Genomic DNA, 25,498 nt, shown 5'->3' with positions numbered 1-25,498 from the left:
CTGACCACTTGGCGCTAAAATTCAGCGTATACTACGCATAATTTGTAATATCGAAGGGAATAAACCCATGAGAAGAGCCGTTATTACGGGGATCGGTGTTGTTTCGAGCATCGGCAACAACAAGCAAGAAGTTTTAGAGTCATTAAAAGCAGGTAAGAGCGGTATTGCTTTTAACCAAGAATTTGCAGACTACAACCTACGTAGCCAAGTGTCTGGTAAAATAGATATCGACGTAAAATCTCTCGTTGACCGTAAGGCACATCGCTTTATGGGGGACGCGGCAGCGTTTTCTTATATCTCGATGGCACAAGCAATTGAAGATTCAGGACTATCAGAAGAGCAAGTATCAAACGAACGCACAGGCCTTATTGTAGGTTCTGGTGGTGGTTCGTCTAAATACCAAGTTGAAGCTGCTGATATTCTGCGCGAAAAAGGCGTAAAGCGTGTAGGGCCTTATATGGTTCCACGTACCATGGCAAGCACGACTTCTGCGTGTTTGGCGACACCTTTTAAAATTAAAGGTGTGAACTACTCAATCAGCTCTGCATGTGCAACATCAGCACACTGTATTGGCAACGCTGTTGAACAAATTCAACTAGGCAAACAAGATGTTATTTTTGCTGGTGGTGGTGAAGAGCTCCACTGGACGCTCGCGATGGAATTCGATGCCATGGGTGCGTTGTCAACCAAGTATAATGAAACGCCTGAGCGCGCATCACGTACGTATGATGCAAATCGTGATGGTTTCGTAATCTCTGGCGGTGGCGGTATTGTGGTAGTTGAGGAGCTAGAACACGCACTTGCTCGCGGCGCGCACATTTATGCTGAAATCGTTGGTTACGGTGCAACGTCAGATGGTTACGACATGGTAGCACCATCTGGAGAAGGCGCGGTGCGCTGTATGAAACAAGCGATGCAAGGTCTTGATGCACCGATTGACTACCTAAACACGCACGGTACTTCAACACCAGTTGGTGACGTGAAAGAGTTAGGCGCTATTCAAGAGTTGTTTGGCGATAATTCTCCGGCTATCAGTGCAACTAAAGCGATGACAGGCCACGCACTCGGTGCGGCTGGCGTGCATGAAGCGATTTACTCTTTGCTGATGCTAGATAATGACTTTATCGCACCATCGATCAACATTGATGAACTAGATGAGCAAGCACAAGGCCTAGACATTGTAACCGAGCGCCGTGATGGGCCGCTTAATACCGTTATGTCCAACAGCTTTGGCTTTGGTGGTACTAACGCCACACTTGTGATGCAAAAGTACAAAGGTTAAGCGCTTTACGCTTAACCTTATATCAAACACAAAAAAGCAGGCTAAGCCTGCTTTTTTCGTTCTGTTCGTATCTTAAAATAAATTAACGTACATTGTGTTTCATCAAACGTTCTTTATCACGTGACCAGTCACGGTCTTTAATATCAGCACGCTTATCATGTTGCTTTTTACCCTTCGCAAGATAGAACTCGAGTTTTACCCAGCACTTTTTCCAGTACATTGCTGTGGCAATCAGAGAATAACCATCACGCTCGGTTGCACCGATAAGACGTGAGATTTCACGTTTATTTAGTAGCAGTTTACGATAACGAAGCGGATCGCATATCACATGTGTAGAAGCACTATTTAACGGCTGAATTTGACTGGCCAACAAATAGGCTTCGCCGTTTTTGATATGGATGTAAGTATCTGAGATATTGACTTTGCCGGCGCGGATACTTTTTACTTCCCAGCCTTGTAATTCGATACCTGCTTCGAACTTTTCATGTAGTGAATACTCATGACGCGCTTTTTTATTTAGCGCTATGGTATTGCTATTTGATTTACTTGAATTTTTCTTTGCCATAATGGCTTAGTCTACCTATAAATCCTGTTTTAAGACAGCGCTTTTTCATTAATGTGACGTATTTTTACTTAGTCAGTGGCTGCAAACAAGATAAATCTGCAAAACCTTGGTAAAATCCTCGTATTAAGATTTGGAGTGTCTATGCCACAGATAGAAAAAAGTGCTTTGGTGATGTATAGCACCAAGGAAATGTTTGAATTGGTCAATGATGTTGACGCTTATCCCGCATTTCTACCGCATTGCTCAGATGCAAAAGTTATCAGCAATGATGAACAAGGGATGACCGCGAGTCTAGAAATTTCGAAAGCCGGCCTAAAAAAGTGGTTTACCACAAAAAATGAATTTGACGGCAATCGAGTAAAAATGTGCCTAGTAGATGGACCATTTAAGTCTTTAAATGGTTATTGGGAATTTACCGCGCTTGATGAACAGGCTTGTAAGGTGAGTTTAAAATTAGAGTTTGAATTCGCGAGCAAATTAATTGAGATGGCGTTTGGCAAGCTATTCAATGAAGTGGCCAAGAATATGGTGTCTGCGTTTACCCAGCGAGCCAAAGTTGTTTACGGAGCGAGATGATGATAAAGGTTGAAGTGGTATTTGCATTGCCAGACAGCGCGACGTCATTGTCGGTTGATGTGCCTGAAGGGACGTCTGCTGAGCAAGCAGTATTACAGTCAGGGATTTTAGAAAAATGCCCAGAGATAGATGCGAATGATTTGACGCTCGGGATCTGGAACCGAACGGTAAAATTACAGCAAGTAGTCAGCGATGGTGACAGAATCGAAATCTATCGTCCGTTAATTGCTGACCCGAAAGAAGCGCGCAGGCGCCGTGCGGAAAAAGCAAAAGAAGAAGGTCGTGCAAGCAAAGTTACCGGTGGGCGACCTGTCTCTTTAGGAGATAAGGAATAATTAAAAAAGGGGAAATACCTTTCCCCTTTGACTACGAAATAATGTGTGCCCTTTGACTCTATGAGTCTAAAGGGGTGTTAAATTCTTCTGGCTCTTCGAAGTCGCCGCTCACGCGAACTAGTTTGTCATTCTCGAAATAAACGCTAAATGACTTTCGGACCTCAGAGTCTCTGTCAATATTAAATACGTATTGGTAATGCCAGACATTGTTATTAAAAGTGTCTTTTGCAAGTGGTGTACCTAGTACATATAGCACTTGCTCTCTGGTCATTTGGACGCGAAGCTTATCTACATCTGACTGCTCTAAGAAATTACCTTGTGGCACGTTGATGCGATAAATCCAGCTTGAACAGCCAGACATAAACACCGTCATAACTACAGCACTGAGCCAAACAGAAAGGGTTTTATTAGACAGCATGAAATTGTGTATCCTTATTATCAGTTGTTTGCATGATACCGATTGCACAGAGAAGGTAAAGTCTCTTAGCGGAATTGGACTGCACTAAGTGTAAAAAGTTCGTACATAAGTTGCAATAGTCATCATGTGCAACACAAATCGTTGATAAAATCTTGAGGAGAACCACTAAGTGCTAGGAAAGATGTTACTTAGCGAGTCCAATAAAACGGAACACCAAGCTACTTGGAGCTTATATATCCTAGAAACGCGCTTTGGTCATTGGTACACAGGAATAACAACCAATGTGGAGCGGCGCATAGAGCAGCATCAGGCTGGGAAAGGGGCAAAAAATTTAAAAGGTAAAGGGCCCTTAACGTTAAAATACCAATATCGAGTCGGTACTAAGTCCCAAGCTGCAAAACTTGAGTGGCATGTTAAGCGGCTTACAAAAGCACAAAAAATTCAGCTTGTAGAGTCAAGTGGTGAACGAGTTAATGACAAAATAAAGTCATTGATGAGATTTACCCCTGCCTGATACTTATTTAAATCCATATTATCTAATGTATCTCTTGTCGTGTGATGATGTTTATCTTCACCCATACCGAAATAAATATAGGGGATCCCTTGGCGATAAAAGGCGTAGTGATCGCTTGCTTTGTGCCAATCAATTCTTGGATTATTTGTATAACGTTCAATTTGTCGTTGTGACGATACTATAGTCAATTTGATTTGAGATTGCGCCTTGTTCTGGAGCTCTGTTTTATATTCCTTAAAACCCGGTGAAAACAACGCAAATAAACGGTTGTTGTTATTTATCCCTAACATATCGAGGTTGATATTGAGTTCAACTTCCTGAGTAAGGTGTTTGGCATAATATTTTGCACCATGTAAGCCGCGCTCTTCAGCATCGGTTGCGACAAACAATATATCGCGAGCGCGATTTGTTTTACTGAGTTGCCTAGCCATGTGTAACATCGCAGCTACGCCAGATGCATTATCATTGGCGCCTGGATAATGTCTCTGTCCTGTGGTTCCTAAATGGTCGTAATGCGCACTGATAACAATGGCCTTGTCACAGCGAGGTTGGGTGCAAGGCAAAGTCGCTGTAATGTTGTGACCTGCGTCTTTACTAAAAATACCGGCTCTAAAGGTAAAGTGCTGATAGCTCGGATTTCCACCTAATTGCTCAAAAGCAGCAAAAATATATTGTGCACTGATATTGGGAGACTGAGCACCACTTTTACGGCCTTGGTGATTAATGCTCGTAAGTGTTTGTAAATCTTGCACCAATATATTATCAATATTAGCAATACTTGGATGTTGCGCCTGCGCTACTGCATTCGTGGTACCTATCGCGGTCAGCATTATGCCGAGTAGTTTGAAAGGGAGCTTCTTCATTGTTATTGTTATCTCTCATCGTTGTCTGTGGAATTTAACTGGTTGCTTGCAACACCTCTCAATAAGGCTAATTTGCCTTCGTAGCGTGCTTTGTCGTGCTCGAAGACAGATGCTTTGTATGCTTTATTGAGGTAATACTCCGCTTTTTCTCTATTCCCTTCTTCAAATGCGACTTTTGCTAATCCAAAGAAACTGCCATGAATACTATGGTCGAGTTGATAAGCTTTTTGATAAAAATGCTTAGCGCGACTTAAATTTCCATGCTTAAACGCTTCATTACCCAACACTAGCATGTAATAGGGATTGCTCTTTCTTAAGTTGTGAATATTGGCTTCGATCACTTTTGCTTCGCGGTCACGCTCTGTGAGATGGTAAAGTTTTGCAAGATTGCCTAGTGCGTTTCGATTGTCATGATTGATGGCAAGTGCTTGGTTATATGCGCGTTCAGCAAGCTCGTACTGTTGAGTTAGGCGATATAGGATCCCAAGATTTCCCCATGCACCATCGTGATAGGGATCGCTCTCTACCGCTGCTTTGTAGTAACTGTAGGCCATGTCAAGGTCGCCATTAATCATTTCCATGGCACCTTTGTTGTTATAAAACATGGATAAGATAGTGTTTGTATCTATTGCCGATGTACTAAAATGTTGTGCTCTGCTATTAGGGTCAAAGTCTACGGTAACGGAAGCGGGTTTGACATACAGTGTCTTTACAGAATCTTGGGTATTATCCACTTCAAAGATTTTTATGTTTACGTGCCCTGTGAGCAAGCTGTAGCCTTGGCTCTCGTCCCAATATTCGGGTATGTGTACACGTTGAAATTGTGTTCTCAAACCCACCTGCCTCGCGATAGCATGGGTTAAAATTGAGAGAGAAAGACAATTGGCATTCATATTACTAAAAGCTTGGTTGGCAGTGAGATTAGCGCCAGATAAATATGACATTGAATCGTCGCCACTATTGACCAAAAACGCCATCAACATTTTTGCGCGTTTAACGCCAATTTCGTCGTTATGAAAATATTGAGCGAGTTTTGCTTTAATTTGATTGTTTAGCTGAAATACCTCTGAGTATGACTCTACAGGCTGGATATTAAATTGATGCTTTGAATTGAGAATTGACGTGTCTATCGTCGCTTTGGGAGTGCTATTACAGGCACTAAGTAAAACACTAAGCACAATAATAGAGAACTGAATTACTATCTTCATACAACCTCCAGATTGGGCATTCGGCTGACTTTTAGTTATGGCTTAATTGCTGACCTTTGACCCTTACTATTATTGAATCTAGACTATAATTGCAAAATTTGCGCGGTGTGATTGTTACACCATGTAACAAAGAGACAATGTGAAAGGGTAAGCCTACGATACGAAACGTGCAGGCTTACTTTAGAGTTGAACAGAGGTTAAAAGCTCGCGACGAGATCATCAAGCGCTTTTGCTGATGCAGCAAGACGCTGAATTGCTTGTTCCGTGTCAAGTTGCTCGTTCATCACGGCATCGCTTATTTCGCTAATTTGCTCGATGTTGCGGCCGACGTCCGCGACGACATTACTTTGCTCTTCTGTCGCTGTTGCGATAAGCGCAGTCATGTCATTTATTTGATTTGCGGTTTCCGAGATTTCCAACATTAATTCCACTGACGATTGCATCGTTTGAACACTTTGCTCTGCTTGTTCACTAGATTGTTGGATTTGGTTTACGACAGCGCCAGACACCTGAGTTAATTCAGATATCGTTGCTTGGATCTCGTCGGTAGATTGTGATGTACGGCTCGCAAGTGCTCTCACCTCATCTGCAACGACGGCAAACCCACGACCATGCTCACCCGCACGCGCAGACTCAATCGCGGCATTGAGTGCAAGCAAGTTGGTTTGCTCAGATATGCCTCTGATCACATCAACGATGTTGGCAATGGACTGTGTTTTTTCGGCCAACGTAGCGACTTGACCTGCCATATTTTCGATGTCACCAGCAAGTAAGTGAAGTGTTTCTTGGCTTTCTTGTACTCCTTGACGGCTGCGCTTAGTTGACGCTTTACTTTCTTCTGTTAATTTTGCAGTGTTGGTCGCGCTGCTCGCTATCTCTTGTACTGTCGCGCCCATCTCATTGATTGCCGCGGCAACAGACATAGTTTGGGACTTTTGTTCATCCAGAGATTGAGAGTTTTGCTGGCTCTGTTTAAACACGGCTTCGCTCGTCACGCGAATTGAACGGCTTTCTTCCGCAACCATGTGGATAGCTTCTTCGATCTTAGCCATAAACTGGTTGAAGCCGCCAGCCAAAGCATGAAGTTCAGGTTGTGCTGAGTCTGGTAAACGATAATTGAGTTTTGCGTCGCCGCTGCCAAGCTGTTCGAATAAATCTGCCATCTTTTTAAGTGGCGCGCTTAAGTTCTTAGCCAGTAGCATACTAAAAAAGCTCGCCACTAGCGCAATCACTAGCGAAAAACCAATGATTTGCCACTGCAGGGAAGTGATCCCACTATTGATTTCACTGGTTGGCACTTGGGCAATAACAAGCAAATCTGTGTTTGGAATTGGGCTCGCTGCAACTAAATTGGTTTCGCCATCCACTTCCAACTCTTTAACAATAAATCCACGTGTGGAGGTAAAATCACGACTGTGCTGGCCGTAAAAATCTTCAATTGAGGACTTGGCGACTTTGCTTGCATCTGGGTGCAATTGCACCGTACCTTGCCTATTAATGACGAAAACAAAGCCACTTTTCTCGATTTTCATATTAGCAAGCATCGCCTGCATATCATCAATACTTTTCGCAAGTCCAGCTAAACCAACACCGCTTAGTTGTTGATGGTTTACAAACATTTTCACATCGCCCGGCGCTTCTTGATAGATACTAATAGAGTATGCCGAGCCACTAGTGGTAAAGCCGAAAAACCAACCATCCTGCTCTCTATTTAGTACTCGCAGAAAGCCGTTTTGATTCCAATATTGATTGGTTTCGCGGTTAGCCCAAGAAGCCGTAACTAAGTCATACTGCGCCGCAATACGCTTGAGTTCGTTGACAAGAAGTTTTTCGTCCAAAGTATTTTGCTTGGCACTTTGGGTGATTAATAAATTGCTTGAAAGCTGCTCGGCTGCATTTTTCAACGTGTCTATCTGCTTGCTTAATGATTTATTGATACTTTCTATCTTGCTTGGCAATTCAGATTGCATCATGCGTTCATTAATGAGCGTTTTGGCGCTGTAAAGCGAGGTAAACCCGATTAAACAAGCGACAGCAATCGCAATGAGACTACCCAAAAGGGTAATTCTTTGAGTAATTGTTAAACCTGTGTTTTGCATTCGATTTGTGTGTGTAATCCCGTGGAACCGATTATTCTAGCATAGTAAATAACCAGCTCGGAACAAGTAACAATCCAAGTCACAAAAAAATAATTTTGGTTTATAAAATAAAGTTAATCTCAGTATTTAGTGTTAACTGTATTTGAGTTAAATGGGAGGTTATGTTGAGAAACAGAGATAAAAGGCCACAATCTCAGGGTGGAAAGTGGCCTTGGTTACTAACAAGCGAACTAGTTTGCTATATTATTGACGCAAATTTATTTCTACTTACTAAACAATCTTTTTCATATCTGACATGTAACCGCGAAGGATTTCACCGATTTTTTCTACCGGATGGTTGCGGATCGCACGGTTTACAGCGATGAGCTTTTGGTTGTCAGCATAATTGTCACTGTCTAACAAGCCTTCACCAATCTCACGTTTTGTGATTGATTCCATAAATGGCTTCAATAGTGGTAGACATGCGTGATTATACAGGTAGCAACCATATTCTGCGGTATCAGAAATAGTACGGTTCATCTCGAACAGCTTTTTGCGCGCAATGGTATTCGCGATTAGCGGCGTTTCGTGTAGTGATTCGTAGTACGCTGATTCATCAATAATGCCAGCCGCTGTCATGGTTTCGAACGCTAGCTCTACACCGGCTTTAACCATAGCAACCATCAAAATACCTTGGTCGAAGAAAGTCTGCTCTGAAATTTCAGCATCAGTATTCGCTTGCTTTTCAAACGCGGTTTGTGCCGTTTCTGCACGCCATGTAAGCAATTTATTATCGTTTTCAGCCCAATCAGCCATCATACCTTCTGAAAATTCACCACTGATGATGTCGTCCATATGCTTGTTGTAAAGCGGGCGCATGATGTCTTTTAGTTGCTCACTCAGTTCAAATGCACGCAACTTGGCGGGGTTAGACAGTCTATCCATCATATTGGTGATACCACCGTGTTTTAGCGCTTCGGTGATGATCTCCCAGCCATATTGTACAAGCTTTGATGCATATCCAGGTTCAATGCCTTCTTCTACCATTTTGTCAAAGCATAGTAATGAACCAGTTTGCAACATGCCGCATAGGATGGTTTGTTCACCCATTAGATCTGATTTTACCTCAGCAATAAAGGATGACTGCAATACGCCAGCACGATGACCACCGGTACCTGCCGCATATGCCTTAGCTTGGGCGAGGCCTTTTCCCTCAGGGTCGTTTTCAGGGTGAACTGCGATCAGCGTAGGTACACCAAAGCCGCGTTTGTACTCTTCACGTACTTCTGTGCCAGGACATTTTGGTGCAACCATGATTACGGTGATATCTTCACGCACTTGCATACCTTCTTCTACGATATTGAAGCCGTGAGAATAGGCAAGTGTCGCGCCTTTTTTCATTAACGGCATTACTGCGTTTACAACAGAAGTATGTTGTTTGTCAGGCGTTAAGTTTAGAACCAAATCTGCTTCAGGAATGAGTTCTTCATAGGTGCCAACAATAAAGCCGTTTTCAGATGCATTAAGAAACGATTGACGTTTTTCTTCAATTGCTGAAGGACGTAGTGCGTAACTGACGTTCAAGCCAGAATCTCTTAAGTTTAGACCTTGGTTCAAACCTTGTGCGCCACAACCAACGATGACCAGTTTTTTACCAATCAGAACGTCGACACCTTGTTCGAATTCTTTTGGATCCATGAATTCACATTGAGAAAGCTGAGCTAATTGCTCACGTAAAGATAACGTATTAAAGTAATTCGACATGATATTTCCTGATTCTGTAGAAATAGATTGAAGTCAGAGTAGGGCGAACTTTTGATTGCGTAAAATGATATATTTGAACTATAGTGTTTCAAAAGGTGAAATACTATGAATCACAAACAACTAAAATATTTTTTGGCACTTGCAGATACACTACATTTTTCTCGGGCGAGTGAACGCTGTTTTGTAAGTCCTCCGACATTAAGTCGTCAAATCAAACAGTTAGAAGAGGAAGTCGGCGCACCTTTATTCCTACGAGATAATCGCACCGTTGAGCTGACTCAGCAAGGCAAAGCGTTTGTTCATTACGCGCAAGCGACGTTGGCAAGCTGGCGGCAGTTTAAGAGCGAATGCGTTGACGATGATAAGCCTTTGACCGGTGAGCTGAGTTTATTTTGTTCAGTGACTGCGACGTACAGTTTTATTTATGATCTTTTTTCCAAGTTTCGCCATTTGTACCCGCAAGTAGAGTTAAATCTTATTACCGGCGACCCCGCGCATTCAATAGCAGAAGTTGCCAGTGGTAAGGAAGATGTCGCGGTAGCAGTGAAGCCAAAACATCTACCGAACGGTATAGAGTACTTGCCAATCGGCCGTTCGAGATTGGTGTTTATTGGCCCAACGATGGACTGTCCGCTTAAGTCTATTATTGATGAATATAGTCATAGTGAAATGCCGTGGCAGAGGCTGTCTTTTATTATGCCAGAGCAAGGTGTGTTAAAAGATCGAATTGATAACTTTTGCAAAAAACACAATTTTGTTCCTAAAGTTTATGCGCATGTTTCGGGTCATGAAGCTATGGTTGCGCTCGCGAGCTTAGGGTTTGGTATTGCGTGTGTCCCCGAGATAGTAATTAGTCAAAGTCCATTTAAGAATCAAGTTCAGCTTTTACAGCTTAGATCGGATGAAATTGAAATTGGACTTGTAACTAAGAATAAACGGTTATATGACCCAGTTGTTAAAGCACTTTGGGATACGGCAAAAGGATTATTTACGCTGTAAAGCATCCATTCAGGTTGCGTGACTACACTGTGTTCATCCATGTTGAATGAATGAGGTGCGTCCGTGTCCACTATCTTGGTTGCACAAAGCAATAACAATATATTGACATCACAACAAAAAATGCTTGAAGAGCAAGGCTATACTGTTGAGTTGTTGAGGGAATTAGGTCAATTGAACGGTTTTTCAGGGAAATCTATTAACGGTATCGTGCTTGATCAAGCTATCGCATCCGTACCAACCTGCGATTCAATCAGCCAATTTAGACAAAGATTCAAAGCTCCCGTGATCGTCAGTCTTGACAGCGATGACGAGGATGTTCACAGCCTGTTTTTAGAGCTCGGTGCTGACGAAGTTATTTCTAAAGATGCAAAGCCTAGATTATGGCGAGCTCGACTCGATGCAGTTTTAAGAAGGCAAGCTGCAAACTCGCAGTTTGACGATGAGCCAGAGCAATTAACCTTTGGCCAACTGCATATCGACAAAAACACTAGGCGCGTGAGTTATGGGCAGGAGCGCATTGACCTCACAACCCATGAGTTTGAGTTGCTATGGTTACTTGCGAGCAATGGCGGCAAAGTAGTGAAACGTGACTTTGTATACGAGCAGATCCTTGGCAAATACTATCGCCCAGATACGCGAACAATAGACGTCCGGATCTCTCGCTTGCGTAAAAAGCTACACGATAATCCGAGTCGTCCAGAGAAGATCAAAACGATTTGGCGTCAGGGTTACTTATTTGTTACCGACGTTTGGAACTAAAAAGTAACAATTTGATTTAACGCAAAGATACTTCGAATTTTTCGAATGCTCAATTCGGAGAAATTTGTGAAACAGGTTTCTGACACAAAAGGATAACGCCATCTTTATGGAGTTATCCTTTTGTTTTATAGGGAGTATCCATATTCTTTTTGACGAGTGATAGCGCCAGAGTAGTTAGCTGTTACGTAGCATTTTTAAAAAAATTGTTATTTATACAATGCAAATAATATTGATTGCTATTTAGGTGTGTGTATACTTTACGCCTAGTTATGAAAATATAAACATAATTAGTCTCAAAGGAACAATTCAATGGCACTTAAAAAGTCTCTGTTAACGACTGCTATTCTCGCTGCAACTTTAGGCCTCACCGCATGTGGTGGCTCTAGCAGCAACTCAAATGACAACGATGATAACAACACAACACCACCTCCAGCCACCAATGCTGCACCTACTATTACCGTAGACAGTGCATCAGTATCTGAAGATACGCTAGGTGCTGCGGTTGCAAATATCTCTTTTTCTGACGATAGCGATGAAGTAAGTGCACTGACACTAACCATCTCTGACAACCGTTTTGAAATCGTTGACGGTGCGGTTAAGCTCAAAGCCGCAAACGCACTAAACTTTGAACAGGTTGAAGGCGGTAAAGTATCGGTAACTATTACTGCAACTGACAGCAAAGGCGAAAAAACAGAAGTTGAAGCTGAAATTGCTGTTCAGCAAATTGCTGAAGAAAACAAAGCGGGTGTAAACCGCTATGACTTTAAGAACGCCCAAGGCGAATCTTCAGTGTCTTATTCTGGCCAAATCGCACGTCACGCGGCTATGGTTCATATCAAAAGCTTAATGGGTAAGCTTAATAATGAAACTGTGGGTAACGCCTCTGGCCAAAAAACAGCTGAAGCAGCAATCGCAGAGATCAAAATGTTCTTGATGCCGACAGATACAGTGGTGTTGGATGAACCTCTAGATTTCGCTGTTGCGGCAAACGCTACACAAACCACGTTAGGAGATATTTCAAGCTCGCTTAAAAACGTCGCTGGCGAAGGTGGTAAAATAGCCGGGCGTGACACTTCTTATATGCATAAAGCATGGGAAGAGGATGGGGTCATGATTGGTTGGACTGATTTTGGTACACAGTCAAAAACACCTGAAGGCCTAGTTTTACATTATTTAGACTTATTAAAAGCCCAGCTTACCCAATTTGAAAATGGTTCGGCTATCAAAGCAGAGCATAATGGTACAGCAGTAACGTTGAATAAATTGTATGTTACACCTGAAGGCTTAGATTTGGCTCAATTGGTGCAAAAACATCTAAATGGTGCCGTATCGCTGTCTCAGGCTGCGGATGATTACCTTGATGATTTACTTATCGGAGCAAAATCGGCAGACAACTCTGCGCTAGCTGAAGGTAAAAGTTATACAGAGCTCGAGCACAAGTTTGACGAAGGCTATGGTTATTTTGGTGCCGCGATAGACTACTTAGATTATTCAGATGATGAACTATCTGCAAAAGGTGGCCGCGAAGCTTATGCCAGTGGTTATCATGACTTAAATAAAGACGGGAAAATTGATTTACTGTCAGAGTTTAACTTTGGTAACTCAACTAATGCAGCAAAACGTGACCGTGGTACTAAATCTAATGCGAATCCAACGGACTTAACTGCCCAAGCCCAGTTGGCATTTATTGAAGCACGTAAACTTATCAATGCGAATGTTGGTAATGACGTTGCGCAGTGGTCAGACGAAGACAAAGCACGCTTAGAAGCATTGCGTAATCAAGCGTTGTTAGCATGGGAAAAGTCGATCGCTGCAACCGTTGTGCATTATATCAATGATACAATCTCAAATGATGATGGTGATTTAGACGATATCGCATCAGGTGATTTTGATGCCGATCAATTCTATGCAGTAGCAAAGCACTGGTCTGAAATGAAAGGCTTCGCATTAAACTTCCAGTTTAATCCGTTTTCTCCTGTCACAGATGCAGATTTTGTTAAAATCCATGAATTGATGGGTGATAAGCCTGAATTCGCGGCAGATAAAGTGGAAGCTTACAAGACTGCTTTATTGGAAGCGCGAGAAATCATTGCAACTGCATATGATTTCGATGCTGAGAATGTTGCCAACTGGTAATCTAAATTTTCGTTTATAACGTTAAAAGGTTAGCCGTTAATTCCGCTAACCTTTTGTTGTATATAGATAATAGAGAATACAAATGAGAGTATCTAAACGTTTAAGTGCTGCTGCCGTCGCTGTGGCTTTGGTATTGTCGGGTTGTGGTGAAAGTACTTCAAGCAGCCAAGGACCTGGAGTGAAGGATAATAACTCGGGAACGGATAACCCAACTTTACCCACGCAATTTGATGAAGCAGCCTTGGTAAGTAACCTAGTGAATAATGTGCTTACCCCTGCCATTGAGCAATTCAATGAACTCGCTGTAACACAACAACTTGAAGTTACGAGTTATTGTAGTGCTGAAAAAGCACTGGCAGAAAATACCGCCGCGTTAAGGCTGAGTGCTCAACAAAGCTGGCGCAGCGCTATGGTTGGGTGGCAGTATGTTGAATTGATGCAAATGGGTCCACTTACTGCCAATAGTAAAGAGCTTAAAAATAACATTTATGTTTGGCCCGCTACAGGCTCTTTATGTGATATCGACTTGGATGTAGTGTATTTTGAAGATGGCGTTATTAATGGTAATGCTAGTAATCCTTATAATATCTCTGAGCGTACAGCAAACCGCAAAGGTTTAACTGCCTTAGAGCACCTTCTATTCAATAGCAATCTTGACCATAACTGCTCGTCAGTGAATGATGCTTTGGCACCATGGAATAGCCGTTCAACTCAGGAAAGAGTGATTGCGCGTTGTGAGTTTGCGACGGAAGTGGCTAAAGACATTGAAGCACAGAGCAATATACTCTTGTCTCAATGGACTGGAGAAAATGGCTACGCAGCTAAACTTGTTAATGCAGGACAACCAGGCTCGCCGTTTGACACGCCCCACTTAGCGCTTAATGAAATATCAAAGGCGTTATTTTACATGACCGAAGAGCTAAAAGACGGCAAAATAGCGACGCCGTTAGGCCTAGGTTTTCCGAATGCGTGTGGTTTAGAGGCTTGCCCTGAAGCGGTGGAGTCGCCAATTGCAGAACATTCTAAAGAGAATTTACTTGCTAACATCAGAGCATTTAGAAACATCTTCACTGGTAATGGCCAAGATGCTGAGAATACATTGGGCTTTGACGACTTTTTAGATGCTGAGAATGGTAGTGATGTAAAAGAGCGCATGCTTGCAGGGCTAGCGGATGCAGAAGCTACACTGCTTGCGATGAATGCGAGCCTTAAAGCTGAGCTTGCAGGTTCTACAGAGCAAGTGACGCAAACGCATACAGACGTTAAAAAAGTGACGGATGATTTAAAGACCGAGTTTATCGAAAAGCTCGCCCTAGAACTTCCACAAACTTCGGCAGGTGACAATGACTAAGCGCATGAACATGAAGAAATCTTTATTAGCGGTAGCGGTAATTTTTGCACTACCGCAAGCGCAAGCTGCGGATGACAATCAAGATATTGAGCATATCTCTATTATCAGCCACCACGATAAATTGCGAAAAGAAGCCGGCTCTGCAACTTTGTTGTCAGAAGCGCAGTTGGCAGAATACGAATATGATGATATTCACCGTATTCTTTCCAATGTGCCTGGCGTTAATATTCGTGAAGAAGATGGTTATGGCCTGCGACCAAACATTGGCTTTCGTGGTGTAACACCTGAGCGAAGCAAAAAAATCACCATAATGGAAGACGGTGTGCTCATTGGCCCCGCACCTTATTCTGCGCCGGCTGCTTATTATTTTCCGGTTACGACTCGTATGACTGCGGTTGAGGTGTTTAAAGGACCTGCGGCTATCAAGCATGGTCCGCAAACAGTTGCTGGTGCGCTTAACTTAGTAACTCGCCAAGTTCCAGAATTTACAGAAGGCGGTATCGATGTTGCGGCTGGCAGCGATGGTTATTCCAAAGCACACGGTTACTATGGTTCAGTAGTAAATAATGTTGGCTTCTTATTCGAAGCGGTAAATCTACAAGCCGATGGTTTTAAAGAGCTTGATGGTGGTGGTGATACGGGGTTTGAGAAGAACGATATCTTAGCCAAGTTTAATTATAAACTTTCTCAAGGTGAACTAAACCATACGTTTGGCTTAAAACTCAGCTATGCCGACGAGTTGTCCGATGAAACTTACCTTGGTTTAACGGATGCAGATTTTGCTGAAAACCCGTATCGTCGATACGCAGCGTCTCAGCCTGCAGAGATGGATACCAAGCATACTCAGGTAATGTTATCCCATGTGCTTGATGGCAAAGACTTTAACGTTACAACAAGACTGTACCGTAATGACTATGAGCGAGCTTGGCTTAAGCTCAATAGTGTGGGGAGCAAAAGTGGACCATCACTGTCAAAAATCATGGCAAACCCAGAGACTTTTGCAAATGAGTACGGCGTGATCACAGGGGCAAGGGACTCTGTCGTTGCAGGTTCAAATATCTTTTTGAATATGGGGACTAATGACCGTGAGTATTTCTCTCAAGGTCTTCAAGTCGATGCCAATACGAGTTTTAGTCTGTTTAACTTAACCCATGATATTGCTGTTGGCGTGCGTTTCCATGAAGATGAAATTGAGCGCAAACATTTTGAGCAAGCATATGCAATGGAAGGTGGTTCACCTGTGTTGCTAGAGGGTTCAAAGCAGTTTACATCACTGAATACTGAAAATACCAAAGCGTGGTCGGTATATCTAGAAGACAAAGTACAACTTGATGCGTTGACACTCGGCCTTGGTCTTCGTGGCGAGCTGATGGACATGTCTTACCAAGATAATAAAGATGCCGATGTTTGGATTGATAAAACCACCCGTATTTGGCTACCTAGCCTAAGTGGTTTCTATCAGCTTTCTGATGATGCCGGTCTTTTATTCGGTGTGCACCAAGGTTTTGTGCCTTCTTCACCACAACAAGATCCTGATATAGAGCTTGAGAAGAGTGTTAACTACGAATTTGGTGGGCGCTTTAATGATGGTGTGACTCAGTTTGAGATTGTGAGCTTTTTCAACGATTATGAGAATCTGAACGAAAGCTGTGGTCAGTCTAACTGTGGTGTCAATGACCAACAAGACCAGCAGTTCAGTGGCGGTGAGGTGGATGTTTACGGTCTCGAAATGCAGTTTGCACAACGTTATCCTTTGAATCTTCAACTGGATATCCCTTACAGCCTGACTTACACCTATACTAAAGGTGAATTCCAAAATGAGCGTGCCACAACGTTCGCACAATGGGGTTATATTAAAAACGGTGATGAGCTTCCTTATTTACCGTCTCATCAAGCCACTTTTAATATTGGCCTTGCAGCAAGTGACTGGAAAGTTAACGTAGCCATCAAATACATCAGTGAGATGAGCGAAGCTGCTGGCAGAAGCACTGACGACTTTGAGCTTGTACTTGAAGGCGAAAAGGTGCCAAACACAACCATCGTTGATGTATCCGCAAGTTACGAGCTAGGTCAGTATGGTCAAATCTATGCTAAAATCGACAACTTGTTCGACGAAGCAGAAATTGTCAGTCGTCGCCCGTATGGAGCGCGCCCAGGCAAACCAAGACAATTTAGTTTAGGTTATAAATACCAGTTTTAATTGATTGTCTATGCGGCTCTTAAATAAGAGCCGCAGCTTCATGGCTTCTGTCGTGGGCCCATGGAGTTATTCCAAAGATATATGAACTCATTATTTCTTTTTGATGGAAATGAATATGTTAGAGCAATTATGGCAAAGCATTACTGAACTCCCTGGCTACTTGTTCGATGCCAATAAAAGAGTGTATTTGCCATACTTGTTTAGTGCCATTTTGATGGCTGTTCCTGTTTATATCGCCACAGAAAAAGCGCGCTCTGGTAAAGGTTTTTTAAAGTTCCTGTTTCCTAAGCAAGTGTGGTGGTGTAAAAGCGCCAAGCTCGATTACTGTTTATTGATCACAAATCGTTTAATAAAGGCAGCGACGTTCACACCTATCGTGTTGACTATGGTACCGGTGGCGTTGGGGTTATCAGGTGGGCTTGAAGTGCTTTTTGGTCCAGCGTTACATCTTGAAGCACCAGAATGGGTGGTGATTGGGCTATTTACGTTGTTTTTATTTATAGTCGATGACCTCACTCGGTTCTTACTGCACTTGATGCTACATAAAATCCCATTCTTTTGGGAGTTTCACAAGGTGCACCATTCTGCAAAAGTCCTAACTCCCTTTACCATTTATCGCTCACATCCCGTTGAAAGCTACCTGTACGCCTGTCGTATGGCATTAACCCAAGGAATTGTGGTTGGAGTAGGGTATTACGTATTTGGTAGTAGCTTGAGCATGTACGATATTCTTGGTGCGAATGCGTTTGTCTTTTTATTTAATATCTTTGGGGCCAATTTAAGGCATTCACATATCTGGCTGAGTTGGGGTGATAGGCTAGAGAATTGGTTTATTAGTCCGGCACAACACCAAGTGCATCACAGTGACAATCCAATCCATTTTGATACCAATTTAGGCTCAGCACTAGCCATTTGGGATCGTATATATGGCTCGCTTATTAAGGCCTCGAGCGCGGGTAAAATCACCATTGGAGTTGGACAATATGATGCAGGGCATGATTCACTGACCGCGATTTACTTGAAGCCATTCAAGCTGGCTTGGAAAACGTTATTACCGAAAAAGAAAAATAACCCACCACTCAAATCTCCGCAGGGTGACTGACTTCGTATTCAGCTCCACATCTTTGTAAGGGAAAAATTGCTGTTGCAGATCACCGTAATAGCTTACGTTTTTTATTACTGTGAATAAGAATGCTTGTGTAAAAGGAGAAGGCTTGTCGTTAGAAGAGGAAAATAGGCTGACGACGGGCATTGTCAGCCTATGTGGGAGAGTAGGCTCCCTAAATCTTTACTAGTGTAGTTGCGATGATGGCTTGCTGCGGAAAAAGCCCAGCTCATTTAACTTTTCAATTAGTTTTGGATCGTCTAAACGGCTCGGTGTTTCTTCATCTCTTAAATAATGATCGTTTGGTACCGCATGCATATCGAGCATTTTATGAAATAGGATGTTGCGAATTGCCAGCGCTGTCATGCCGCTGTCCTGAATTGCGTCTAGTCTTTCTTGGAGGTCTGAAAAAGGCGCAGCCTTGACGTCATCCACTACTGCAGAAAATTGACCATTAGATTTATTCTTAATCATAAAACCCCCAAAGGTATAGCCTGTTCACAATCCAGTGACACGATGTTCAAAAGGCATTCGGTATCAATTTATGTTCATAAAATAGATACTTACGCCATGTCCGATGTGGTCAGTTTACTCTGAAGTGGGGGCAAATTACCATCTTGGATGTAAAGCTTTGTAAATCGAATAATGAGAGGAATGAAACAATAAAAATAGACGTCTAGACGTAACACAATGATCTGAATATGAAAATAGTTCTCAGTACCAATTATGATACTGAGAACCAGTATCTAATTTAAGTAAATAATTTCTCTTTTACGTGTTCTGCAAAACCACTACCTGCTTCAAGGTAGAAGTTATAGGTAGAATTCACGCCCATTTCTTCTAATTCCTTCTGTTGATCAGGGTAGTTCGCAATGGCGGTAACTTGGCCGTTGTAACCTGATGCTTTTAGCTGCTCTAGTGCGTAAATATTCTGCATATGCTTTGGCATCGCGAGCATAACCATTTCTACTTCAGAATGATTTACACGTTGCCAAAAATCAGGGTCGGTTGCATCGGCAGTCAATACTCTGCGTCCTCTGGAAACATGTTTTTCAACCACCTCAGGCTTAATATCTACACCAGCAACAGTATTTGGGAAGCTGGCTTGTATCGTTTCATAAGCACCCGTTCCAATTCGTCCCATGCCAAATATTACGATTTTGGTATCGGTTAAGTTTACGGGTAGCTCTTCTTCTAAGCGGTCTTGGCTCTCAAACTTTAATAACCAAGGCTCTAATTTAACGTAGATCTCGTTCGAGCGTTTGTTTAGTGGAGACGCAATCACAAAAGTGATAGAAACAGCAATAGCCACGACCGCTAACCAGTCAGGAGCAACCGCACCAGAAGCAGATGCAACGGCACACACAATAAGACCAAACTCGCTATAGTTTGTTAGGGTAAAAGCGCTCAATAGCGATGTACGAGCACGCAATTTGAACATATTGGTGAAGAGATAATAAAGTGAGACTTTAATCGGTAGAACAATTACCAGTAGAATCGCTATCAAAAGTGCGTCCAGTGTAATCGTGGCATTCAAACCAATATTCAAGAAAAACCCAACAAGCAAGATGTCTTTTACATTCAGTAGTGATTTTGATAATTCACCCGCTTTTTTATGTGGGGCGAAAATCATACCCATGATCAGCGCACCGAGATCACCTTTGAGACCCGCAAATTCAAAGGCATGATAACCTGAGACTAGCGCAAAAAAGAAGCCAAAAAGAGGGAGTAACTCACCATGTTTTGAACGGCTTAATACCCAAAACATAACCGGACGTACAAGCGGTAGCATCACCAGCAGTGCAAGTGCCCACATATTGGGTACTTTGCCCGTACTGACGGCGAGAAAGATAACCGCAAAGATATCTTGCATAACCAAAATACCGATTGATATTTTACCGTGAAGACTTGCCATTTCGCCGCGCTCTTCTAGCACTTTTACCGCAAAAACGGTACTGGAAAAGCTAAATGCGAAACCAACCAATAGAGCGCTTTGCCAATCTAGGTCGGTAAATAAAGGCATGCTCATCGCCCCTAGCATCAACAAAAGGCTAGCAAAAAACGCAGTACTGGTAACGATGTGCATACTCGCTGGCGCCCAAACCTGAGGCTTTATGAGGTTACCAACTCGTAATTTTAAACCTATGCTGAAAAGCAGCAGCGTTACGCCAAGATCTGCCAGTTGGGTAAGTAAGTCTGTGGTTTTATGGCCAAGTAGGTTTAAGACAAAGCCTGCCATCAAAAAACCAATCAAAGGAGGAAGCTTTAATTGATAAACAGAAAATCCGCATGCAAATGCGACAGCAAAATAGAGCAGTTCCATAACTTTAAATTTTTATCCAAGATATGAGCAGTGTACCAAAACCTCCTGATATATAAATTATAAATTTTCGCTGACAAGTTGGAAAAAATATGGTTATGATGCAGGTAAGGACATACCGGACAGGAGACGTAATGTTTAAGAAGATCCTAGCATCTGTCGGTATCGGTGCGGCAAAAGTAGATACTGTATTGGAAACAGAGCATTTGCACCCGGGACAGAAATTTCAAGCGCAAATTGTAGTAAAAGGCGGTGACGTTAGCCAAGAAGTAACAGGTTTAGAGCTTGCGCTAATGACAAGAGTTAAAGTTGAAGGGGAAGACGGAGAATATTTTAGTAATCATGTTATTGACCGTTGGCGTGTAGGTAATAATTTCACGATAGGCCCAGGCGAAGAAAAAGTTATTCCTTTTGAAGCTCGACTTCATTCAGAAACACCAATCACAGAAATCAATGCGGGCTTCAACCGTTGTCATGTTTGGATTGAGACTGGCTTAGACATTGATTTAGCAATCGATCCATCAGATAAAGATGCTTTACACATTTATCCAAATGAAGCAGTGAAAGCATGTATGACAGCGATGGAGCGATTAGGCTTCCATTTAGTGAAAGCGGATGTAGAAAAGGGCTATTTACGAGCGTCTGAGTTTCAGTCTGTTTCTGGTTGCTATCAAGAACTAGAATACCGACCAAACTCACGAGCATTATTTGGACTACAAGAAGTTGAGCTTTCGTTTGTACCTGAAGCGCATCGAACTCATGTACTGATAGAGTTGGACAGAGCGTTTCGAGGGGATGGTTACGTCGATCTAACGATTGAGCACGATCACGTAAATATCTCTCAGCTATGCGATCAGTTGGAGCGACTGTTCTCATAATCACTCAATTTACTCCAAAACGCCCAGCTTTGTCTGGGCGTTTTTATTTCAAGCAGAAATGACAGAGAAGAAAATGAATTGGCAAATTAAAAGTTATGATGCACTTACAAAAGATGAGCTTTTTGAGATTTTAAAGCTAAGGGTAGATGTATTCGTTGTGGAACAAGCATGTCCCTATCCAGAAATTGATGATATCGATAGAGCGCCTGAAACTCGACATCTGTTTTTGGTTAAAGGCGAACAAATTTTAGCGTATGCTCGTTGTTATAGAAAATCCGTAACTACCGCATCCATTGGCCGTGTTATTGTTTCGTCAATACTTCGAGGACAGGGCGTTGCACACGACCTTATGCATCGCGCGATTGCTTGTTGTGATACGGATATTACTCATGAGGCTTTAGTTATCTCTGCGCAGTGTTATTTAGACAAATTTTATACGGGGCTCGGCTTTGTGAAGCAAGGTGAAGATTATCTAGAAGATGGGATCCCGCATCAGGATATGCTATTTGTGAAAAAGTAAAAGAGGCTATGCGTAGCCTCTTTTTATGAGCGAAATTATAGTGAATTTAAAAATACCGCAGCAATGGCAATTGGACAAACGAAGCGGATGTACCAAGGCCATACTTTCCAGAAGAAACTACTGCCAACTTCCGGGCATCCTGATTCAATTTCTTTAAGCAGTTTTGCTCTGTGCCAAATCCAACCGACAAATACACAGCACAGCATGCCAAGTAGTGGCTGACCAAACTTCGTTGTTAGGCTAACAGTAAAGCCGAACAGGGTTTCGATGTTTACCAAAATGGTGAAGCTCACGGCTGTTACCAAGGTACCGATGATCCAGGTGGCCTGTACTCTGCCCAGTGCAAAACGTTCAACAGCATAGGAGACGGGCGCTTCTAGCATCGAAATAGATGAGGTGAGTGCGGCAATACTCATCAGAGCAAAGAAAGCGAAGCTTACCAAAAGGCCAATACTACCCATGCTATCAAACAATGCTGGCAATACTTGAAACACTAAGGTGTCTTCATTTAGCAGTGAGCCGTCAGCTGCAAAAATCTCTACGCCTTGCGCTTGCGCGACATACATGGCGGGAATGATAAGTAAGCCGGCAATGAATGCGATAAAGACGTCGATTAAGGTAACCATTGCGCCAAGTGAAACTAAATTCTCTTTTTTACTAATGTATGAGCCGTAAATGATCATCACGCTGGTACCAAGCGAAAGCGAGAAAAATGCTTGTCCTAGGGCATCAACGAGTAACTGCGGATTAAGCACAGAAGAAAAGTCAGGAACAAGATACACCTTAAGACCTTCAACAGCACCTTCTTGGGTTAATACATACGCAATTAACGAGAATAAAATACCGATAAGTGCGGGCATCAAACGCTTTGACCACTTTTCAATCCCGTTTTCTACGCCTTTACTAATTATAAGCACGGTGAGTGCAATAAAGGCGGCTGTAAAGACGATGTTGCGCGACATAGACGGATCAGCAAGCCAAGATTGCGCTTGAGTCATTGATGCAACCTCCGTGATGGGTTCAAGTGTTGCACTAAACATCCAACCCGCCACGATTGCATAGAAACTTAAAATAAGACCCGCACAAATGATACCGCCGAATCCGACAACAAAAGCAAGCTTACTTTGCCATGCTGTATTTGTCAGTTTGCGCAGTGAGGATACGGCATTTGCTTGGCCGTGACGACCAATAACGAGTTCTGCCATTAGTGCTGGATAGGCAAGACAAAAAGCCAAAACCAGATAAACTAAAACAAACGCAGCACCACCATTGGATGCCGTTTGTGTTGGAAACCCCCAAATGTTTCCCAAACCTACCGCCGACCCTGCGGCAGCCATAATAAAACCAAAGCGAGAGCTGAACTCTCCTCGGACATTGCTCATAATTATTATACTTCTCTAAAAATTTCTAACGGCGCTGACAATCTACTGTAATTAAAAAGAAATAAAAAGAGTAAATTACCTTGATTTAGCGCAAGTTTTAGCCTGATATTTAGCCGTAATTAAGTTGTTGCACTCAAAAAGCAAAGCTTAGCTTATAAGCTAATGTTTTCACGATTATTTATATATGAGATAAATCGCCATGTAGCGACTTATTTACAATAATTATTTTTCTTTACAGGGTAGCGAAAGCACAAATTTTGCGCCACCTAATCGTTCTGACTGGCTAACGGTGGCTGTACCATGATGCCAATCCATGACTTTTGCAACGATTGCAAGGCCTAAGCCATAGCTTTTGCCTGCACGGTTGCGATGAGTTTGCTCTTGAAAGAAAGGGCTAAAGACTTTATCCCAATTTTGTCTCGCGATCCCAGGGCCATCGTCTTCAACGGTAATAATGAGCCAATGCTCAGTGCGGTGTGCACTTAATAACACACTGGCAGTGGCAAAATCACAGGCATTGCTGATCAAATTACTTATTGCTCTTGCAAGCCAATGTAAGTCACCATGGATCATTAAGTGTTCAGGAATTTCTACACGACCAGACAACTGGTTCTTTTGCAGCTTTGGTTGCATTTGCTGCATCAGGTCTTGACCATAGCGAGATAGGGGCGTTACTTCATGTTTGAGTAAATGAGACTTTTGTTCAAGCGTCGCAAAAGATAGGTAGCTCGAGAGCATATCTTCCATTTGATCTAGATCTTTTTCCATGCGCGCTAAATAATCGTGAATGGCATTGATGTCGCTTTCATCTAAAGCTGCATCTAGGCCAAATCTTAAACACGCAACAGGTGTTCGAATGTCATGAGAAAGACTGGAGGCCATTAGCTTATTCTCAGCCATCAACTTCTCTATTTGGCTTGCCATTCGATTAAAGGTATTTTCTAAGTCACGGATGTAAGTGAAATGATTGGGGGCGATGCGCGCGCTTAGATTACCGCTGGCAAAGTGCTTTGCTGCAGTGTTGAGAACGATCAAGCGTTTAACTAACGGAGAGAGAATAAACCATAATATTGCGCAAATGCCACCGTAGAAAAATAACGTCAGCAATACGTCGTAATCTGCCTGTTCAATTTGAGGCTCCCATTCAAGTTCAACGTAATCAGGCGCCATTTCAGGGGTTGTTTTTAGCAGATATACATTCTCGTTTTCTATCACTAACCCATCAGGTAGTAACATCTGTTGTTTTAATTCGAGCGGCATGGCTAAAGTATCGCCATCTTTATAACGAATGTTGATGTCGAATTGTTGGGCAATTAAGGCCGTTGCACTTTCGCGCTTTTCCTGCTCAATATTTGCAACTTGCTTGGCAAGGCCGGTAATTAGTTTGCTTTGCCACTCAAAACTATCTTCTAAGGGAGCGGTTTGCTGATTATAGGTGTCGATCACCCAACCCAGTGCAAAGATCGAAATCAATGCACCAGCGAGTAAGTAGATGTAGAGTTTCTTCACGATATTAGCTTGCGACCTTCATTACCAAGCTGATGGTACGAGTAGATATCCTTTACCCCACACCGTTTTAATTTTTTCTGGGTTTTGAGGATCATCATTAAACTTTTTACGCAAGGCAGAAATGAGCACATCAACGCTTCTGTCGAGGCCGTCATATTCTCTCCCTTTTGTCGCTTTAAATACCGCATCGCGAGAGACAACTTCACCAGCGTGACTGGCTAAAAATTGCAGTAGTAGATATTCGGCACTAGAAACGATGACTTCTTGGCCAGCAACACTGACTTTGCGAGCTTGAGTGTCGATACATAACTGTCCAACTACGAGTTCGTGATTGGCTGCGTGATGATCTTGCGGTTTTTCCTGCGCAGCGCGCACATTTGCTTTGATCCGAGCGAGTAAGGCACGAGGACGAACGGGCTTGATAACGTAATCGCTAGCACCGACTTCCAAACCGATGACTTCATCCATTTCTTCATCTTTGGCAGTGAGCATAATAACAGGCTTGTTATAAAACTGACGTAAGTCGCGGCATACGCTGATACCGTCCTTACCTGGGAGCATAAGATCAAGTAAAACAAGGTCGGGGTCTAGTGACTTAACACGTTCAATAACTTCATCACCGCGATAGCAGCAATGTGTTTTATAGCCTTGGTTATCAAGATATTCAGCGACCCATTGCGCCAATGAAGTATCATCTTCAACCAATAAGATTGTGCCGTATTGCTCCATGTCTTTA

Annotated in this window: 23 protein-coding genes; 12 read left to right on the top strand and 11 right to left on the bottom strand. The window is 42.7% G+C overall.

Annotated elements, in window-relative coordinates; genetic code table 11:
• Positions 1 to 67: 67 nt before the first annotated feature.
• Positions 68 to 1,282 carry a beta-ketoacyl-ACP synthase I gene (gene fabB, locus JJQ94_RS16590; protein WP_010379118.1) on the top strand — a complete coding sequence of 405 codons (1,215 nt, stop codon included), beginning with the start codon at positions 68 to 70 and terminating at the stop codon, positions 1,280 to 1,282.
• Positions 1,283 to 1,364: 82 nt separating this feature from the next.
• Here the strand turns inward: fabB and smpB are convergent, their stop codons facing one another.
• Positions 1,365 to 1,847 (bottom strand): SsrA-binding protein SmpB, encoded by a 483-nt coding sequence (gene smpB / locus JJQ94_RS16585; RefSeq protein ID WP_010379116.1) that lies wholly within the window; start codon positions 1,845 to 1,847, stop codon positions 1,365 to 1,367.
• 141 nt (positions 1,848 to 1,988) lie between these two features.
• On the opposite strand from smpB, the gene JJQ94_RS16580 reads away from it, so the two are divergent.
• Complete coding sequence (locus JJQ94_RS16580; protein ID WP_099028822.1) at positions 1,989 to 2,423, top strand: type II toxin-antitoxin system RatA family toxin; 435 nt, start codon at positions 1,989 to 1,991, stop codon at positions 2,421 to 2,423.
• Positions 2,423 to 2,758 carry an RnfH family protein gene (locus JJQ94_RS16575; RefSeq protein ID WP_010379113.1) on the top strand — a complete coding sequence of 112 codons (336 nt, stop codon included), beginning with the start codon at positions 2,423 to 2,425 and terminating at the stop codon, positions 2,756 to 2,758. The genes JJQ94_RS16580 and JJQ94_RS16575 overlap by 1 nt, the downstream gene beginning before the upstream one ends.
• A 58-nt stretch (positions 2,759 to 2,816) precedes the next feature.
• On the opposite strand, the gene JJQ94_RS16570 is transcribed toward JJQ94_RS16575, so the two are convergent.
• Entirely contained in the window at positions 2,817 to 3,176 is a 360-nt protein-coding gene (locus tag JJQ94_RS16570) for an outer membrane protein assembly factor BamE (protein WP_010373815.1), read from the bottom strand.
• A 181-nt stretch (positions 3,177 to 3,357) separates the two neighbouring features.
• Here JJQ94_RS16570 and JJQ94_RS16565 point away from each other — a divergent pair, with 181 nt between their 5' ends.
• Positions 3,358 to 3,690 carry a GIY-YIG nuclease family protein gene (locus tag JJQ94_RS16565; protein WP_099028821.1) on the top strand — a complete coding sequence of 111 codons (333 nt, stop codon included), beginning with the start codon at positions 3,358 to 3,360 and terminating at the stop codon, positions 3,688 to 3,690.
• On the opposite strand, the gene JJQ94_RS16560 is transcribed toward JJQ94_RS16565, so the two are convergent.
• The 4 genes from JJQ94_RS16560 to ilvC form a co-directional block, all read right to left on the bottom strand.
• Positions 3,618 to 4,553 carry a M20/M25/M40 family metallo-hydrolase gene (locus JJQ94_RS16560; protein WP_099028820.1) on the bottom strand — a complete coding sequence of 312 codons (936 nt, stop codon included), beginning with the start codon at positions 4,551 to 4,553 and terminating at the stop codon, positions 3,618 to 3,620. The two genes, JJQ94_RS16565 and JJQ94_RS16560, sit on opposite strands and share 73 nt — an antisense overlap.
• Positions 4,554 to 4,561: 8 nt before the next feature.
• On the bottom strand, positions 4,562 to 5,761 hold the full coding sequence (locus JJQ94_RS16555) for a tetratricopeptide repeat protein (protein WP_099028819.1): 1,200 nt from the start codon (positions 5,759 to 5,761) through the stop codon (positions 4,562 to 4,564).
• Positions 5,762 to 5,958: 197 nt separating this feature from the next.
• A complete protein-coding gene (locus JJQ94_RS16550; protein WP_099028818.1) occupies positions 5,959 to 7,860 on the bottom strand; it encodes a methyl-accepting chemotaxis protein in 1,902 nt (633 codons plus the stop codon).
• A gap of 270 nt (positions 7,861 to 8,130) precedes the next feature.
• A complete protein-coding gene (ilvC, locus tag JJQ94_RS16545; protein ID WP_039497351.1) occupies positions 8,131 to 9,603 on the bottom strand; it encodes a ketol-acid reductoisomerase in 1,473 nt (490 codons plus the stop codon).
• 105 nt (positions 9,604 to 9,708) lie between these two features.
• Here ilvC and ilvY point away from each other — a divergent pair, with 105 nt between their 5' ends.
• From ilvY to JJQ94_RS16515, 6 genes are all read left to right on the top strand, one after another.
• Positions 9,709 to 10,602, top strand: a complete 894-nt coding sequence (gene ilvY, locus JJQ94_RS16540; RefSeq protein ID WP_010605095.1) for an HTH-type transcriptional activator IlvY — start codon at positions 9,709 to 9,711, stop codon at positions 10,600 to 10,602.
• Between the two features lie 63 nt (positions 10,603 to 10,665).
• Positions 10,666 to 11,361: a response regulator transcription factor gene (locus JJQ94_RS16535; RefSeq protein ID WP_010373828.1), complete on the top strand. Its 696-nt coding sequence runs from the start codon at positions 10,666 to 10,668 to the stop codon at positions 11,359 to 11,361.
• A 309-nt stretch (positions 11,362 to 11,670) separates the two neighbouring features.
• A complete protein-coding gene (locus JJQ94_RS16530) occupies positions 11,671 to 13,497 on the top strand; it encodes an Ig-like domain-containing protein (protein ID WP_099028817.1) in 1,827 nt (608 codons plus the stop codon).
• An 82-nt stretch (positions 13,498 to 13,579) separates the two neighbouring features.
• Positions 13,580 to 14,848, top strand: coding sequence for an imelysin family protein (locus JJQ94_RS16525; protein WP_099028816.1), 1,269 nt, complete (start codon positions 13,580 to 13,582; stop codon positions 14,846 to 14,848).
• Positions 14,841 to 17,048 (top strand): TonB-dependent receptor family protein, encoded by a 2,208-nt coding sequence (locus tag JJQ94_RS16520; protein WP_099028815.1) that lies wholly within the window; start codon positions 14,841 to 14,843, stop codon positions 17,046 to 17,048. Before JJQ94_RS16525 ends, JJQ94_RS16520 begins: the two co-directional genes overlap by 8 nt.
• 115 nt (positions 17,049 to 17,163) lie before the next feature.
• A complete protein-coding gene (locus JJQ94_RS16515) occupies positions 17,164 to 18,150 on the top strand; it encodes a sterol desaturase family protein (RefSeq protein ID WP_099028814.1) in 987 nt (328 codons plus the stop codon).
• Positions 18,151 to 18,339: 189 nt separating this feature from the next.
• Here the strand turns inward: JJQ94_RS16515 and JJQ94_RS16510 are convergent, their stop codons facing one another.
• Together JJQ94_RS16510 and JJQ94_RS16505 are read right to left on the bottom strand one after the other, a co-directional pair.
• On the bottom strand, positions 18,340 to 18,627 hold the full coding sequence (locus JJQ94_RS16510) for a hypothetical protein (protein ID WP_010373837.1): 288 nt from the start codon (positions 18,625 to 18,627) through the stop codon (positions 18,340 to 18,342).
• Positions 18,628 to 18,904: 277 nt separating this feature from the next.
• Entirely contained in the window at positions 18,905 to 20,476 is a 1,572-nt protein-coding gene (locus tag JJQ94_RS16505) for a cation:proton antiporter family protein (protein WP_099028813.1), read from the bottom strand.
• A gap of 131 nt (positions 20,477 to 20,607) precedes the next feature.
• Between JJQ94_RS16505 and JJQ94_RS16500 the strand changes: the two genes are divergently transcribed.
• Both JJQ94_RS16500 and JJQ94_RS16495 read left to right on the top strand, forming a co-directional pair.
• Positions 20,608 to 21,351 (top strand): sporulation protein, encoded by a 744-nt coding sequence (locus JJQ94_RS16500; protein ID WP_010605088.1) that lies wholly within the window; start codon positions 20,608 to 20,610, stop codon positions 21,349 to 21,351.
• Between the two features lie 73 nt (positions 21,352 to 21,424).
• Positions 21,425 to 21,871, top strand: a complete 447-nt coding sequence (locus JJQ94_RS16495; protein ID WP_099028812.1) for a GNAT family N-acetyltransferase — start codon at positions 21,425 to 21,427, stop codon at positions 21,869 to 21,871.
• Between the two features lie 35 nt (positions 21,872 to 21,906).
• Here the strand turns inward: JJQ94_RS16495 and JJQ94_RS16490 are convergent, their stop codons facing one another.
• The 3 genes from JJQ94_RS16490 to JJQ94_RS16480 form a co-directional block, all read right to left on the bottom strand.
• Positions 21,907 to 23,253 (bottom strand): sodium-dependent transporter, encoded by a 1,347-nt coding sequence (locus JJQ94_RS16490; RefSeq protein WP_099028811.1) that lies wholly within the window; start codon positions 23,251 to 23,253, stop codon positions 21,907 to 21,909.
• A 222-nt stretch (positions 23,254 to 23,475) separates the two neighbouring features.
• Entirely contained in the window at positions 23,476 to 24,762 is a 1,287-nt protein-coding gene (locus JJQ94_RS16485) for a sensor histidine kinase (RefSeq protein ID WP_099028810.1), read from the bottom strand.
• A 21-nt stretch (positions 24,763 to 24,783) separates the two neighbouring features.
• Positions 24,784 to 25,491 (bottom strand): response regulator, encoded by a 708-nt coding sequence (locus tag JJQ94_RS16480; protein WP_039497374.1) that lies wholly within the window; start codon positions 25,489 to 25,491, stop codon positions 24,784 to 24,786.
• Between the last annotated feature and the right edge of the window lie 7 nt (positions 25,492 to 25,498).

This window comes from Pseudoalteromonas sp. GCY, from assembly GCF_016695175.1.
GTDB lineage: Bacteria > Pseudomonadota > Gammaproteobacteria > Enterobacterales > Alteromonadaceae > Pseudoalteromonas.
This window is presented reverse-complemented; position numbering and strand designations above follow the sequence as displayed.